Below are 14,541 nucleotides of genomic sequence, written 5' to 3'. Positions count from 1 at the left end.
CCACGCAAAAAAAGCCGCATATGCGGCTTTTTTCGTTGGACGGCCGTCAGCGAGGTAGGAGCGCCTGCACCTTGCCCACGCCCTCCAGCCCCCAGATCGCGTCAATCAGCCCGCGCAATTCCTGCTCCGTCGCGGCGTCCGCATACCGCCCCAGGCTCAGGGTCTTGTCCTCGATCTCGGGACGGCTCAGGGTGTTGCCCGGATCACCCTTGGGTTCGTCCACCCGGCCGTGCAGGGTGCGGCCGTCGCGGGTATGCACCGTGACCTTGCCGATCCAGCGCTGGGGATAGGCGCCGTCGACTTCGGGGTCGAGCTCCATTTCCACCTTGCCGCGGAAGGCCGCGACGCCCGGATCGTCCAGCCCGGCGTCGAACTCCGCCAGGCCCGCGCGGCCCTGGCGCGCGATCAGCGCCAGCACGGTGCCCATCGAGAACTTGGACTGGTGCACGGTTTGCGGATTGACGACCGGCCCCAGGACGTCGATGGCGCCCTGGTGGACGTGCGCCACGACGCGCGCCACGTCGGCTTCGGTCAGGTTGTTGTCGCGCAGCGCCTGCTGCAGGGCGTCGGCCGCGGGATGCGTGTGGCGGCAGGACGCGTGGAACTTGAAGGAGGTCTCGGCCAAAGCCCAGCGCTGGCCCAGGCGGTCGCACAGGCGGCTGGGATCGGCGTCGGTGGACATGCCGGCGGCCATGCCTTGTGGGCCTTCCAGGATGTGGCGGGCGCCGGTGAAACCCTCGCGCGCCAGGTAGGCTGCGGTAATGCCGTCGGCCGCCGCCTTGGCGGTGTGCAATTGCTTGGAATCGGCGGCGTCGCGCAGGAACTCCCAGAGGCCCGCGGCCTGGGTGCCGGCCGAGCCCAGCGCGTGCAGCATCTGTTCGGGCGACAGGCCGAGCAGGCGCCCGGTGGTGACAGCCGCTGCCAGCGTGCCCGCCGTGCCGGTGGTGTGGAAGATCTTGTAGTGCGAGCGGCCGAGGAATTCGCCCACGCGGATGCCGACTTCATAGCCCGCCACGGCGGCGGTCAGCAAGTCGCGGCCGGAGCTGCCCAGCGCCTGCGCGACGGCCAGGGCGGGTGGGAACACGACGGCGGCGGGGTGGAAGACGGACCCGTTGTGCACGTCGTCCTGTTCGACCACATGCGCGGCGGCCGCGTTGACCATGGCGGCGAACAGCGGCGTCGTGCGCCGGCGCGTGATGAGGACTTCGCTGGGGCCGTCGGCGGGTCCCATCGCCGCGGCGTAGCGGTCGATGGCCTGGACTGCGCGCGCGGACGCGCCCGCCAGGATCGAGGCCAGGCAGTCGAGCAGCAGGTCTTCGGCGCGGCGCAGCACCGGGGCGGGGATGTCTTCGTAGCGCAGGTTGGCGGCAAAGGCCGCGAGCTCGGCGCTCAGGTGCGGGGTGTCTTGGTCTGCGGTCATGGCGATAGGGGTATCAGAAGGAGCGGGGCAGGCCCAGGATGTGTTCGGCCACGTACGACAGGATCAGGTTGGTGGAGATGGGGGCGACCTGATACAGGCGCGTCTCGCGGAACTTGCGCTCGACGTCGTATTCGGTGGCGAAGCCGAAGCCGCCATGGAACTGCAGGCAGGCGTTGGCCGCTTCCCAGGATGCGTCGGCGGCCAGCAGCTTGGCCATGTTGGCTTGCGCGCCGCAAGGTTCATGGGCGTCGAACAGGCGGCAGGCCTCGTAGCGCATCAGGCTGGCGGCCTCGACGTTGATGTGGGCGCGGGCGATCGGGAACTGCACGCCCTGGTTCTGGCCGATGGGGCGCCCGAACACCATGCGCTCTTTGGCGTAGGCCGTGACCTTGTCCACGAACCAGTAGCCGTCGCCGATGCATTCGGCGGCGATCAGCGTGCGCTCGGCGTTCAGCCCGTCGAGGATGTACTTGAAACCCTTGCCCTCTTCGCCGATGAGGTTTTCCTCGGGGATTTCCAGGTTGTCGAAGAACAGCTCGTTGGTCTCGTGGTTGACCATGTTGGGAATCGGGCGGATCGACATGCCGTGCTTGACCGCGTGGTGCAGGTCCACCAGGAAGATCGACATGCCCTCCGATTTGCGCGTGACCTGGTCCAGCGGCGTGGTGCGCGCCAGCAGGATCATCAGGTCGGAGTGCTGCACCCGCGAGATCCAGACCTTCTGGCCGTTGATGACGTAGCGGTCGCCGCGCTTGACGGCGGTGGTCTTGATCTTGGTGGTGTCGGTGCCGGTGGTGGGTTCCGTCACGCCCATGGACTGCAGGCGCAGTTCGCCGGCGGCGATGCGCGGCAGGTACTCGCGCTTCTGGGCCTCGGAACCGTGGCGCAGCAGCGTGCCCATGTTGTACATCTGGCCGTGGCAGGCCCCCGAATTGCCGCCGCTGCGATTGATTTCTTCCATGATGACCGAGGCCTCGGTCAGTCCGAGGCCCGAGCCGCCGTATTCCTGCGGGATCAGCGCGGCCAGCCAGCCGGCTTCGGTGAGGGCGCGCACGAAGTCTTCGGGGTAGCCGCGTTCTTCGTCGACCTTGCGGAAGTATTCGGAGGGGAACTGGGCGCAGAGGTCGCGCACGGCTTCGCGGATGTCCTGGTAGGCGTGGGAGGCGTGGGGCATAGGGCTGCTGTTCTGATTGAAGGAATGGTTCGGTACAGGATCGAATGTGCCGCAAGGGCGCGCAGGTGCCAATTCACAATTCGTTAATACGGGGTTCCTGTTCGCAAAAGCGCGCTTTCATGACGGGAGTGCGTCATACGGGCAGGCAGGTTGTGTCAAGAAATTGCCAAACTGGGTGTCCATAATCCGGAGCACTGCCGCAGAGGCGGCGAGGCTACACACGGACGGATATGCGGAAAAATCTACGGGTCACGACGGCGTTGTCGGCGATTCTTGCCTTGTTTGTGGTGCTGTTTGCCGTCGCTGCGGCGGCAGGCATCACCGTGCTGCGCGACAACCGCGCGGATATCGAGGCGCTGGGCCGCGGCAGCATCGAGCGGGCGAGCGACCTGGCCGACATGACCAGCCGGCTGTTCCAGGCGCGCGCTGCGCTGACGGACGCCAAGACCGCCATGGAAGGCGGGCTGGAAGAGGCGCGCAACGAATCCCTGGGCCAGGCGCAGGCGTTGCTCAGGCAGGCGGCGGCCAGCCAGGCGCGCCTGCGCGCCAATGCGGACGAAACCGCGCAGGGCACGCCCCTGTTCGCGCAGGTGCTGACGGCGTACGCGGCTTTCGCGGACCAGGCGCTGCTGCCCATGAGCAAGGCGATCCAGGGCTGGAACGGCATCGAGGTCAACCGCCTGACGGAAAAGGTGCTGCCCGCGAGCAGCGCGGCCTACGTCAAGCGGGCCGAGGCCTACCAGGCCTATGCCCGCGAGCACGGCCAGTCCGCGGTGGCGGGCGCGAGCCGGACGCTTGAAAATGTCATTCTGGTGGCGGCCGGCATGCTGGGCTTCGTGCTGCTGCTGGCGGTGCTGATCCGGCTGGCGTTCCGCCGCGGCATCCTGCGGCCCCTGAACGAGGCGGGCGCGCATTTCGACCGTATCGCCGACGGCGACTTGACGGGCGCGATCGCCCTGCGCGGCGACAACGAGATCGGCGTGCTGTATTCGGCCATGCGCCGCATGCAGACCGGGCTGTCCGCGGCGGTGGCCTCGGTGCGCCAGGGCGTCGAGGAAATCCATACCGGGTCGGGCGAGATCGCGGCCGGCGGCGCCGACATGTCGGACCGCACGGCACGGCAGGCGGGCTCCTTGCAGGAGGCTGCGGCGAACATGACGCAGCTGGCGCACACCGTGCAGCTGACGGCGGACAATGCCGACCTGGCCAGCCGCCAGGCCTTGAGCGCGACGCAACTGGCGCAGCGCGGCGGGCAGGCGGTGGAGGAAGTGGTCCAGAGCATGCAGGGCATTGCCGACAGCGCCAGGCGGATCGGCGAGATCGTGGGCGTGGTCGACAGCATCGCGTTCCAGACCAATATTCTTGCGCTGAACGCGGCGGTGGAAGCCGCGCGCGCCGGCGAACAGGGCAAGGGCTTTGCCGTGGTGGCGGGAGAGGTCCGTTCGCTGGCCCAGCGCAGCGCGCAGGCCGCCAGGGAGATCAAAGGCCTGATCGAAGACTCCGGCGCGCGCGTGGATGCCGGCGTGCGCCAGGTCAATCTTGCGGGGGACGCCATGCGCGACATGGTGGCCTCGGTGGACCGGGTGACGCAGATCGTGGCCGAGATTTCCAATGCCACGGCCGAACAGGCTGCCGGCATCGCTTCGGTGAACGATGCGGTGGCGGACATCGAGCGTTCGACGCAGGAGACCGCCGCGATGGTCGAACAGACCGCTGCCGCCGCCGCTGCCCTGGAAACCCAGGCGCAAGGCCTGCAGCGCGCCGTGGCGGTGTTCCAGATCGTGCAGGGCGCGCCGCGGACGGCGGGACAGGCCTCAGCCGGTCAGTTGGGGCAGGATGGCGCCGGTGTAGCGCTCGGTCACCAGCGACAGGTTCCCGTGCTTGACCTTGTGCTTGACGTGGGCGGCCGCCGACGCGATGTCCTCGGGGCGGATGCGCTCGCATAGGGACGGCGTGACGGTCAGGGCGCCCACGCCCAGCGTCACGAAGGGGAAGAACCGGGGAACGCCGTAGCGGTCCTCGGCCTCGATGCCGCCGTTGCGGCGACCCTGGTCGTCGTACAGGGCCATGGCGGCTTCGTTGAACTCGGCGATGATGCGCTGGATGCGGTCTTTCCAGTCCGGGCTGCGCAGCAGCACGACGAAATCATCGCCGCCCACGTGGCCGACGAAGTCGCGCTGCGGATCGCAATGGCGCTTGATGACTTCGGCGGTGAGCATGATCATGTCGTCGCCACGCCAGTAGCCGTAGACGTCGTTGAAAGGCTTGAAATTGTTCAGGTCGCCATAGCAGATGGCGAAATCCGCGGCGTCCTCGAGCAGGGTCGCGATATGGCGGCTGATGGGGATGTTGCCCGGCAGCGACGTCAGAGGGTTGGCGTAGCGGGCGGCCTCGATCCGCATTTCGGTCACTGAACGCACCAGCGTTTCACCGGTGGCCAGGCCGTCGTAGCGGCCTTCGCGGGTGATGATCAGTCCGTCCATCAGGTAGCGCTGGTCTTCGGAGATCAGCACGTGGCTCAGCTGGTCGATGGAGACGTTCAGGTCCACCAGCACCGGCTCGGCGTTCATGAAGGTCGAGCAGGCATCGCGCCCGAACAGCTCGCGGGTGTAGCGCTGGGCGTAGTGTTCGGAAAAGTCCCGCCGGTTGATGATGCCGACGGGGCGGTTGTCCCCATCGACCACCGCCACGGCGTGCAGGCTTTTGTGCTCGATGAACAGGCGGTGGACGTCGTCGTTGGTGTCGCGGGTGAGCAGGGCGGCCGGCGCCTCGACCCGCAGGCTGGCGGCGGTGCCGCCGGCGGAGCGCTGCGCCAGCGGCGCGGTCGTGCGCAGCCGCAGGGAGTCGCGCAGGGGCGGCGTCAGTTCCGTGAGCAGCGTTTCGTCGGGCATGCCCAGGAACCAGCCTTGGGCGTAGCGGATGTCCAGTTCGCGGACCACGGCCAGATCCTCGGCGGTTTCTATGCCTTCGGCCACGATGGAGGTGCCCAGGTGCTGCGCCACCTTCAGGATGGCGCGCACCATGTTCTGCTTGCGATCGTCCTGGCCGATGCCGTCGAAGAAGTAGCGGTCGATCTTGACCAGCTCGGGCTGCATTTCCGCCCAAAGCTGAAGATTGGAATTGCCCACGCCGTAGTCGTCCAGCGCAATGCGCATGCCGGCTTCGCGCAGACAGGAAAAGGCGTCCTGCACTTCCGGCATGCGGTCCGACAGCGGATCCTGTTCGGTCAGTTCCACGATGATGCTGGCGGGCTCCAGCGGGCAGTCCTTTAGCAGGCGGGCTGGCATCTCGTCGGCCCAGAGGGTCCAGTAGTGCAGCAGGGCCGAGCCGGAGAGGTTCAGGAACAGTTTGCCGGGGGCGTCGTTCTGGTGGAACCCCTGGGCGCCGGCGCGGAAGCTGGCCAGTTCGAGCTGCGGATGCAGCCCTTGGCGGCGGGCTTCGGCAAACAGGGCGTCGGGAAAGTGCAGGGGGGTGTCAGCGGGGCCGCGGATCAGGCTTTCATGGCCGTAGATGCGGCTTTGCGACAGGTCGACAACCGGTTGGAAGCGCGGGCGCAACAGCCTTTCGCGCAGGATTCCCGCCAGGCTGGGAGGCGCGGCTGCGCCTTCCATCGGGGAGAGGGGGGCGCGGGCCGCGGTCGGCCTTGGCAAAGCGTGAAGTGAGTTCATCGCCGTGGCATTCAGATACGATCAGTGACAAGATAGGTCATATTGACAACAAAATATGTCTGTGTTGTTGCGCCGAATCGTGAATTGCCATCTTCAAGTGCTGTTACAAAAGTGTCAATAAAGATTTGTCGTGGCCGTGGACGCACGCCAACAGGGCGGGGCAAATCGCCTGGCGGCGCCCCGGGCCTATACAATTTGCGCTATGACTTCCCCCAAGATTCCCGATTCCCTGCGCCGTGTCGTCCTGGCGTCCAACAACGCCGGCAAGCTGCGCGAGTTTTCCGCCTTGTTCGCGCCTTTGGGCATCGAACTGGTGCCCCAGGGCGAACTGGGCGTGCCCGAGGCCGAAGAGCCGCACGTCACCTTCGTCGAGAACGCGCTGGCCAAGGCGCGCCATGCCAGCCGCCTGACCGGGCTGCCGGCGCTGGCCGACGATTCCGGATTGTGCGTGGCCGCGCTGGACGGCGCGCCAGGGGTGTATTCGGCGCGCTACGCCAAGATGCACGGCGGCGAAAAGTCCGACGCAGCCAACAATGCATTGCTGGTGCGCAACCTGGCATCGGTCGCCGACCGCAGCGCCTGGTACGTGGCCGTGCTGGCGCTGGTGCGCTCCGAAAACGATCCGCGTCCGCTCATCGGCGAAGGGCTGTGGCACGGCGAGATCATCGACCAGCCCGAGGGCGCCAACGGCTTTGGCTACGATCCGCACTTTTACCTGCCCGACATGGCGCTGACCGCTGCCTCGCTGGATCCCGACGAAAAGAACCGGGTCAGCCACCGGGCCCGCGCGCTGCGCGAGCTGCTGAGCAAGCTCAGCCAGGCTTGATGAGGGCGCCCCCGGGGCGCCAGGAATTCCGCATGTCCATCACCATACCCATACGCAACGACCTGGGCGTGCCCAAGTCGCGCCTGATCGTGCCGGCGGGCGCCACGCTGACCAGCCTGCCGCCGCTGTCGGTCTATGTCCACGTGCCCTGGTGCGTGCGCAAATGCCCCTATTGCGACTTCAATTCGCACGCCGCGCCCGGCGAGATCCCCGAGCGCGCCTACCTGGACGCGCTGCGCAGCGACCTGGAACAGTCGCTGCCTTCGATCTGGGGACGCCAGGTGACCACCGTGTTCATCGGCGGCGGCACGCCCAGCCTGCTGTCCGCGGCCGGCCTGGACGAACTGCTGGCCATGCTGCGGGCGTACCTGAACGTCTGGCCGGACGCCGAGATCACGATGGAAGCCAACCCCGGCACCGCCGAGGCCGGGCGTTTTCGCGACTATGCCGCCAGTGGCGTGACGCGGTTCTCGCTGGGCATCCAGAGTTTCGACGATGCGCAACTGAAAAAGCTAGGCCGCATCCATGATTCCGCGCAGGCCCGCGCCGCCATCGAGATGGCGCAGCGCGCCGCGCCGCGCGTCAACCTGGACATGATGTTCGCGCTGCCCGGGCAGACGCTGGAGGCCTGTCGGACGGATCTACGGCAGGCGGTGTCGTTCGGCACCGAGCATCTATCGCTGTATCACCTGACGATGGAACCCAATACCGTCTTCGCGAAGTTTCCGCCCGAAGACCTGCCGGACGACGACACCAGCGCCGCCATGCAGGACATGGTGGAATCCGAGCTGGCCGCGGCGGGACTGGCCCGCTATGAAGTGTCCGCGTACGCCAAGCCCGGCGCCCGCTGCCGCCACAACCTGAACTACTGGGAGTTCGGCGACTACCTGGGGATCGGTCCTGGCGCGCACGGCAAGCTGTCGTTCCACGACCGCATCGTGCGCGAGGCGCGCCTGCGCAGCCCCGACTCCTGGATGCAGGCCGCCATGGCTCGCGACGGCAGCCATCTGGCCGAAAGCCGTCCGGTCGGACCGGAGGAACTGCCGTTCGAGTTCATGCTCAACGCCCTGCGCCTGAAGGACGGGGTGGCCGCCACGACCTTCAATGAACGCACCGGCCTGTCCCTGGCCGTGATTGCGCACCAATTGGAGGCAGCATCGAAACGGGGCCTGCTGGACGCCGATCCGACCCGCCTGAAGGCCACGCCCTTGGGGTGGAGCTTCCTCAATGACCTGCAGGAAATGTTCCTGTAGCGTGCAAGCACCATAGTGGGGCAATCGTGCCCCACCTTTTGCACCAATACGGTGCTACATTTTTCCATGACTGTGCCGCCTTCCCCGGGGAATCCCGGGGGTGAAACCTGGCACGCTTATTGCTTCCCTCTTTTATGCCAGTCGACGGGCAAAGCCCTCGACCTTTTTATCTAATGGAGATGACATGGCAAGCCCGAAAGACGTCCTGAAACAGATCGCCGATAACGAAGTGAAATTCGTGGATTTCCGCTTTACCGATACGGTCGGCCGTGAGCACCACGTTTCCGTGCCCACCACCGCTATCGATGAAGACAAGCTGGAAAGCGGGCAGGCTTTCGACGGTTCGTCGATCCCGGGCTGGAAGGGCATTGAAGCGTCCGACATGCTGCTCATCCCCGACTGCTCGACCGCCAACCTGGATCCGTTCCGCGAAGAGCCGACCCTGATCCTGTCGTGCGACGTCGTCGAACCGTCCGACCTGAAGGGCTATGACCGCGACCCGCGCTCGCTGGCCAAGCGCGCCGAAGCCTACCTGAAGTCCTCCGGCCTGGGCGATACCGCCTACTTCGGTCCGGAACCCGAATTCTTCGTGTTCGACGGCGTGACCTGGAACACCGACATGTCGGGCACCTTCGTCAAGATCAAGTCCGAAGAAGCTCCCTGGTCCACCGGCCTGGAATTCGAAGGCGGCAACACCGGCCATCGTCCGGGCGTGAAGGGCGGCTACTTCCCCGTTCCGCCGGTCGACTCGTTCCAGGACATGCGTTCGGAAATGTGCCTGCTGATGGAACAGATGGGCGTGCCGGTCGAAGTGCACCACCATGAAGTGGCCGCTCCCGGCCAGCTCGAAATCGGCACCAAGTTCAGCACGCTGGTTCAGCGCGCCGACTGGACGCAGATCGTCAAGTACATCGTGCACAACGTGGCCCACGCCTACGGCAAGACCGCCACGTTCATGCCCAAGCCCGTCGTCGGCGACAACGGCTCCGGCATGCACGTCCACCAGTCCATCTGGAAGGACGGCCAGAACCTGTTCGCGGGCAACGGCTACGCCGGCCTGTCCGAATTCGCCCTGTACTACATCGGCGGCATCATCAAGCACGCTCGCGCGCTGAACGCCATCACCAACCCGGGCACGAACTCCTACAAGCGCCTGGTCCCGCACTTCGAAGCGCCCGTGAAGCTGGCCTACTCGGCCCGCAACCGTTCGGCCTCGATCCGCATCCCGTACGTGGGCAACCCGAAGGGCCGCCGCATCGAAACGCGCTTCCCGGATCCCCTGGCCAACCCGTACCTGGCTTTCTCGGCCCTGATGATGGCCGGCCTGGACGGTATCCAGAACAAGATCCACCCCGGCGATCCGGCCGACAAGAACCTGTACGACCTGCCGCCGGAAGAAGACGCGAAGATCCCGACCGTCTGCGCCTCGCTAGAAGAAGCGCTGGAAGCCCTGGACAACGACCGCGAGTTCCTGACCCGCGGCGGCGTGTTCAGCAACGACATGCTCAGCGCCTACATCGACCTGAAGATGGCCGACGTGACGCGCCTGCGCATGACGACGCACCCGGTCGAATTCGACATGTACTACAGCCTCTGATGGTTTGAGGCTGTGGCTGGGGGAGGGCGATGATGTAGGCAGAAACCAGGGCCCACACCACGCGCACCGCCAGGTCGCGGCTCGACGAATTGTCCGGCAGGCTCCACGCCTGCCGGGCAGCGCGCCGGGTTCCGGCGCCGCCGTCGCGGACGCGTTCCGCTTTCCCCCTGTCCATTCGGGTACGTTGAAAAATGAATGTAGAAGCTCTCGATCTGCTTGCCACGTCCGTTTTCCTGGTCAACGAACGAGGCCACATCGAATACGCCAATGCGGCCGCCGAGGATCTGTTCGGCCGCTCGCGCAAGCAACTGGGCGGACAATCCGCCGCCACCCTGTTCGACAATCCTGAGAATATCCAGTCATCGATCGACCGCGCCGCGGGCGGACGGTACGCCGACGTGAGGCAGCTTGCCTCGTTGCGCCGGGCCACCGAATCCGTGGAAGTCGCCGTGACGACCGTGGGCCTGACCGGCCAGCGCTGGCCGGTGCTGATCGAGACGCGCGAAATCGAGCAGCGCGTCCTGGCCGACCGCAACCACCGGCTGGTTGACGAGATCGAAGCCCACCGCGAATTGCTGCGCAACCTTGCGCATGAAGTCAAGAATCCCCTGGGCGGCCTGCGCGGCGCCGCGCAATTGCTGGAAGCCGAGCTGCCCAGCGCGGCCCTGGCTGAATACACCCAGGTCATCATTTCCGAAGCCGACCGCCTGCAGGCGCTGGTGGACCGCCTGAGCGGGCCGCAACGTGTGCCGCTGAACGCGCGGCCGGTCAACATCCATGAAATCTGCGAGCGCGTCTGCGCGCTGATCCAGGCCGAGTTCCGCAACGACGTCACCATCCAGCGCGACTACGACGCCTCGGTGCCGGACCTGAAGGGCGACGCCGCCCGCCTGATGCAGGCGGTGCTGAACGTGGCGCGCAACGCGGCGCAGGAACTGGTCGCGCGGCCCCAGGGGCCGCAGACCGAACCCGGCGTGGTGACGTTGCGCACGCGTGTTGCGCGGCAGGTCATGCTGGCCCACAGGCAGCACCGGCTGGCGCTGGTGCTGTCCATCATCGACAACGGTCCCGGCGTGCCGGACCACATCCGCGACCGCATCTTCCATCCACTGGTCACGGCCAGGGCTGGCGGCACCGGCCTGGGCTTGAGCCTGGCGCAGGATTTCGTGCAACAGCACGGCGGCATCATCGAATTTGAATCCCGGCCAGGGCGCACCGAGTTTCGCCTGGTCCTCCCGATGGAGCCCGCAAACTGATGAAACCCGTATGGATCGTCGACGACGACCAGGCCATCCGCTGGGTCCTCGAAAAGGCCCTGGCCCGCGCTGGCGTCACCACCCGCAGTTTTTCCCAATCGGCCGATGTGCTGGAAGCCCTGGCGCGCGAAACGCCGGTAGCCCTGGTGTCGGATATCCGCATGCCGGGCGGCAACGGCCTTGAGCTGCTGCGCCAGCTCAAGGAGCGCCATCCGGGACTGCCGGTCATCGTGATGACCGCGTTCGCGGACCTGGACAGCACCGTGTCCGCCTTCCAGGGCGGCGCGTTCGACTACCTGGCCAAACCGTTCGACGTGAACGAGGCGGTCGCGCTCATCCAGCGCGCCATGCAGGAGTCCACGCAGCCGGAGACCCCTGAAGGGCAGGGCGAGGGATCGCAGAACAACGAGCGCTGGATGATGACGCAATCATCATCCACCGCCATGCAGGAAGTCTTCCGCGCCATCGGCAGGCTGGCGCAGTCCAAGGTCACCGTCCTGATCACCGGCGAATCCGGCACCGGCAAGGAGCTGGTGGCCCGCGCGCTGCACGGCCACGGGGTGCGGGCAAGCGGCCCATTCGTCGCGCTGAACGCGGCCGCCATTCCGCGCGACCTGCTCGAGGCCGAGCTGTTCGGGCACGAACGGGGCGCCTTCACCGGGGCGAACAACCTGCGCCGCGGCCGCTTCGAGGAAGCCCACGGCGGAACCCTGTTCCTGGACGAAATCGGCGACATGCCGATCGAGCTGCAGACGCGCCTGTTGCGTGTGCTGGCCGAAGGCAGCTTTTACCGGGTCGGCGGCGCGCAGCCCGTGCGCGTGGACGTGCGCATCGTCGCGGCCACCCACCAGCCGCTGGAGCAGCGCGTCGAACAAGGCCTGTTCCGCGAAGACCTGTTTCATCGCCTGAACGTCATCCGGCTGCGCCTGCCGCCGCTGCGCGAACGCGTGGAAGACATCCCCGCGCTGGCCCAGCATTTCCTCACCGCCAGCGCGCGGACGCTGGGCGTTCCGGTCAAGCGCCTGACGCCGGAAGCGCTGGCCGTGCTGACCAAGTTCGACTTTCCCGGCAACGTCCGCCAGTTGGAGAACTTCTGCCATTGGCTGACGGTGATGGCGCCGGGCCAGACGGTGGACCGGGCGGACCTGCCGCCCGAGATCCGCGCCATGGAGCATCAGCCGCCCGCAGGGGCCGCGCTGATGCGTCCGGCGGCGCCTGCCGCCGGCATGGGCACCGTGGTGCAGGCCGGGGCGTCCTCGGCCGCCGCGGACGACGGCACGCCGCGCAATTGGCAGGATTCGTTGCTGCGCGACGCGCAGTACCGGCTGGAACGGGGCGAACCCGCAGTGATGGCGACCCTGACGCGCCAGTTCGAAAAGATCCTGCTGCAAAGCGCCCTGGACGCCAGCCGCGGCCGGCGCGTGGAAGCGGCGTCGCGGCTGGGCATCGGCCGCAACACCATCACGCGCAAATTGCGCGAACTGGGTATCGAGGACGAATGAGGCAGGGCGCCCGCTTCGGCGGGCGCCTTTCGTCAGTTCCGCGCCGCCCCTATAGCCCCAGCAGGCTTTCGCACAGGCGGGGCGACTCCAGCTTCTTGAGCCACCACTTCAAGGCTTCGCCTGGCGGTTCCGCCCGCCACGCATAGGCGACGTGTTCCGTCAGGGACATGCCTTCATCCGTCTCGCACACCACCAGCAGGCCCTGCGCCAGGTAGGGCGCCGCCAGCGTCAGCGGCAGGTAGCCGCAGCCCAGCCCGCGCACCTGCGCGTCGATCTTGGCCTGCATGCTCGGCATCACCAGCGTGGGCTGCTCGGACAGGATGCCGCGCGACTGCGCGGGCAGATTGCGCGACGTATCGGCGATCACCACGGCGCAGTAGCGCGTGATGTCGGCGCGGGTCAGCGGCTGGGGCAGCGACGCCAGGGGATGGTGGGCCGCCACGCAGAAACCGAACTGCATCATGCCGATGGCCTGGGACCGGTACGGCCCGGTCGGTTCGCCGGCGGCCCCCGCGCCGATCACCAGATCCGCCCGGCCCGAGGTCAGCGCATCCCAGTTGCCGCTCAGGACTTCGCTGGAAAAGCGCAGCGTCGTGGCGCTGCCCAGCGTGTTGAACTCGTCGATCAGGTCGTACAGCGGCCGCCAGGGCAGCACGGCGCTGACGGCGATGCGCAACTGCACTTCCCAGCCCGTGGCGATGCGCTTGACGCGGCAGGCCAGGTCGTCCAGCGACTGCAGGAGATAGCGCCCGTCCTTGAGCAGCGCCTCGCCGGCGGGTGTCAGCAGCGCCCGGTGCCCCGAACGGTCGAACAGCAGCACGTCCAGGCCGTCCTCCAGTTTGCGGATGGAGTAGGTGACGGCGGACGGCACCTTGCCCAGTTCGCGGGCCGCCTTGGCAAAGCTGCCGTGGCGCGCGATGGCGTCTACCAGCACGAGCAGTTCGGGGGTGATGGGCTGTGGGGGAAGCGGCATGGAACGAATATTCAAAATATTTGAATGAAATCGTCAAAATATAGCGCCAAACGCAGACGCCGGCACGCGCAGAATATCACTCATGCCGGGGTTGCAACGAAACCGGCGGGGCAGGAAGCCTCAGCCACGATGCAGCCCTAATCATTCATATTATTGAAACAGGAGTTCACGATGCTTACGATCCGCCGCGCTGCCGAACGGGGTCACGCCAACCATGGCTGGCTCGATTCGTTTCATACCTTCTCCTTCGCCAACTACTACGACCCCGCTCACATGGGCTTCGGCGCGCTGCGCGTGATCAACGACGACCGCATCGCCGCCGGACGCGGCTTCGGCACCCACGGCCATCGGGACATGGAGATCATCACCTACGTGCTGGACGGCGCCATCGCCCACAAGGACAGCATGGGCAGCGGCTCGACGATCCAGCCGGGCAACGTCCAGCGCATGAGCGCCGGCCGCGGCGTGATGCACTCCGAGTTCAACCCGCTGCCGGACACGGAAACGCACATGCTGCAGATCTGGATCGAACCGGACGTCGCCGGGATCGCGCCGGAATACGAAGAGCGCGGTTTCTCGGATGCGCAAAAGCGCGGCCGGCTGCAAGCCCTGGTGTCGGGCGACGGCATTGACGGGTCGATGAAGATCCATCAGGACGTGCGCCTGTACGCCGGACTGTTCGACGGCGATGAATCGGCCGCGCTGACGCTGGCTGCCGGCCGCCGGGCCTGGATCCACGTGGCCCGCGGCAGCATCGTCGCCAACGGCGTCGAGCTGTCGGCTGGCGACGCGCTGGCGATCACGGACGAAAGCCGTGTCGAGCTGTCGGGCGGCAAGAACGCCGAAGTGCTGGTGTTCGACCTGGCCTGAGG

At 66.9% G+C, this 14,541-nt stretch carries 10 protein-coding genes and 1 pseudogene; 7 read left to right on the top strand and 4 right to left on the bottom strand.

The features are described from left to right. Nucleotides 1–46: 46 nt before the first annotated feature. Nucleotides 47–1,420 carry an MmgE/PrpD family protein gene (locus ABE485_RS23295; protein WP_346517616.1) on the bottom strand — a complete coding sequence of 458 codons (1,374 nt, stop codon included), beginning with the start codon at nucleotides 1,418–1,420 and terminating at the stop codon, nucleotides 47–49. A gap of 13 nt (nucleotides 1,421–1,433) precedes the next feature. Then, on the bottom strand, nucleotides 1,434–2,594 hold the full coding sequence (locus ABE485_RS23290) for an acyl-CoA dehydrogenase family protein (RefSeq protein ID WP_008165724.1): 1,161 nt from the start codon (nucleotides 2,592–2,594) through the stop codon (nucleotides 1,434–1,436). Between the two features lie 230 nt (nucleotides 2,595–2,824). Here ABE485_RS23290 and ABE485_RS23285 point away from each other — a divergent pair. Next, nucleotides 2,825–4,258: pseudogene (locus tag ABE485_RS23285) on the top strand (methyl-accepting chemotaxis protein); the annotation flags it as partial. 150 nt (nucleotides 4,259–4,408) lie between these two features. Here the strand turns inward: ABE485_RS23285 and ABE485_RS23280 are convergent. After that, nucleotides 4,409–6,205, bottom strand: a complete 1,797-nt coding sequence (locus ABE485_RS23280) for an EAL domain-containing protein (RefSeq protein WP_346517615.1) — start codon at nucleotides 6,203–6,205, stop codon at nucleotides 4,409–4,411. Between the two features lie 259 nt (nucleotides 6,206–6,464). Between ABE485_RS23280 and rdgB the strand changes: the two genes are divergently transcribed. The 5 genes from rdgB (at nucleotide 6,465) to ntrC (ending at nucleotide 12,696) form a co-directional block, all read left to right on the top strand. Beyond that, the gene (rdgB, locus tag ABE485_RS23275; protein ID WP_346517614.1) at nucleotides 6,465–7,088 is read left to right on the top strand and encodes an RdgB/HAM1 family non-canonical purine NTP pyrophosphatase; all 624 of its coding nucleotides are present in this window, start codon (nucleotides 6,465–6,467) and stop codon (nucleotides 7,086–7,088) included. Nucleotides 7,089–7,120: 32 nt separating this feature from the next. Beyond that, nucleotides 7,121–8,341, top strand: coding sequence for a radical SAM family heme chaperone HemW (gene hemW / locus ABE485_RS23270; protein WP_346517613.1), 1,221 nt, complete (start codon nucleotides 7,121–7,123; stop codon nucleotides 8,339–8,341). 184 nt (nucleotides 8,342–8,525) lie between these two features. Then, nucleotides 8,526–9,938 carry a type I glutamate--ammonia ligase gene (gene glnA, locus ABE485_RS23265; RefSeq protein ID WP_008165729.1) on the top strand — a complete coding sequence of 471 codons (1,413 nt, stop codon included), beginning with the start codon at nucleotides 8,526–8,528 and terminating at the stop codon, nucleotides 9,936–9,938. Between the two features lie 191 nt (nucleotides 9,939–10,129). Next, nucleotides 10,130–11,194, top strand: coding sequence for a nitrogen regulation protein NR(II) (gene glnL, locus ABE485_RS23260; RefSeq protein ID WP_346517612.1), 1,065 nt, complete (start codon nucleotides 10,130–10,132; stop codon nucleotides 11,192–11,194). Next, on the top strand, nucleotides 11,194–12,696 hold the full coding sequence (gene ntrC, locus ABE485_RS23255) for a nitrogen regulation protein NR(I) (RefSeq protein WP_346517611.1): 1,503 nt from the start codon (nucleotides 11,194–11,196) through the stop codon (nucleotides 12,694–12,696). The genes glnL and ntrC overlap by 1 nt, the downstream gene beginning before the upstream one ends. A gap of 49 nt (nucleotides 12,697–12,745) precedes the next feature. Here the strand turns inward: ntrC and ABE485_RS23250 are convergent, their stop codons facing one another. Further along, nucleotides 12,746–13,669 (bottom strand): LysR family transcriptional regulator, encoded by a 924-nt coding sequence (locus ABE485_RS23250; protein ID WP_346517610.1) that lies wholly within the window; start codon nucleotides 13,667–13,669, stop codon nucleotides 12,746–12,748. Nucleotides 13,670–13,840: 171 nt separating this feature from the next. Here ABE485_RS23250 and ABE485_RS23245 point away from each other — a divergent pair, with 171 nt between their 5' ends. Continuing rightward, entirely contained in the window at nucleotides 13,841–14,539 is a 699-nt protein-coding gene (locus tag ABE485_RS23245) for a pirin family protein (protein ID WP_346517609.1), read from the top strand. Nucleotides 14,540–14,541: the final 2 nt, after the last annotated feature.

The organism is Achromobacter spanius, assembly GCF_039673305.1.
GTDB lineage: Bacteria > Pseudomonadota > Gammaproteobacteria > Burkholderiales > Burkholderiaceae_B > Achromobacter > Achromobacter spanius_F.
The sequence above is the reverse complement of the archived record's forward strand: the minus strand, read 5'-3'. Positions and strand labels throughout refer to the sequence as shown.

What these genes read in the sequence shown, in the direction of transcription:
- ABE485_RS23290 (WP_008165724.1), bottom strand. Translation starts at nt 2,594, where the DNA reads ATGCCCCACGCCTCCCACGCCTACCAGGACATCCGCGAAGCCGTGCGC.
- ABE485_RS23295 (WP_346517616.1), bottom strand. Translation starts at nt 1,420, where the DNA reads ATGACCGCAGACCAAGACACCCCGCACCTGAGCGCCGAGCTCGCGGCC.
- ABE485_RS23245 (WP_346517609.1), top strand. Translation starts at nt 13,841, where the DNA reads ATGCTTACGATCCGCCGCGCTGCCGAACGGGGTCACGCCAACCATGGC.
- hemW (WP_346517613.1), top strand. Translation starts at nt 7,121, where the DNA reads ATGTCCATCACCATACCCATACGCAACGACCTGGGCGTGCCCAAGTCG.
- ABE485_RS23250 (WP_346517610.1), bottom strand. Translation starts at nt 13,669, where the DNA reads ATGCCGCTTCCCCCACAGCCCATCACCCCCGAACTGCTCGTGCTGGTA.
- ABE485_RS23280 (WP_346517615.1), bottom strand. Translation starts at nt 6,205, where the DNA reads ATGGAAGGCGCAGCCGCGCCTCCCAGCCTGGCGGGAATCCTGCGCGAA.
- rdgB (WP_346517614.1), top strand. Translation starts at nt 6,465, where the DNA reads ATGACTTCCCCCAAGATTCCCGATTCCCTGCGCCGTGTCGTCCTGGCG.
- glnL (WP_346517612.1), top strand. Translation starts at nt 10,130, where the DNA reads ATGAATGTAGAAGCTCTCGATCTGCTTGCCACGTCCGTTTTCCTGGTC.
- ntrC (WP_346517611.1), top strand. Translation starts at nt 11,194, where the DNA reads ATGAAACCCGTATGGATCGTCGACGACGACCAGGCCATCCGCTGGGTC.
- glnA (WP_008165729.1), top strand. Translation starts at nt 8,526, where the DNA reads ATGGCAAGCCCGAAAGACGTCCTGAAACAGATCGCCGATAACGAAGTG.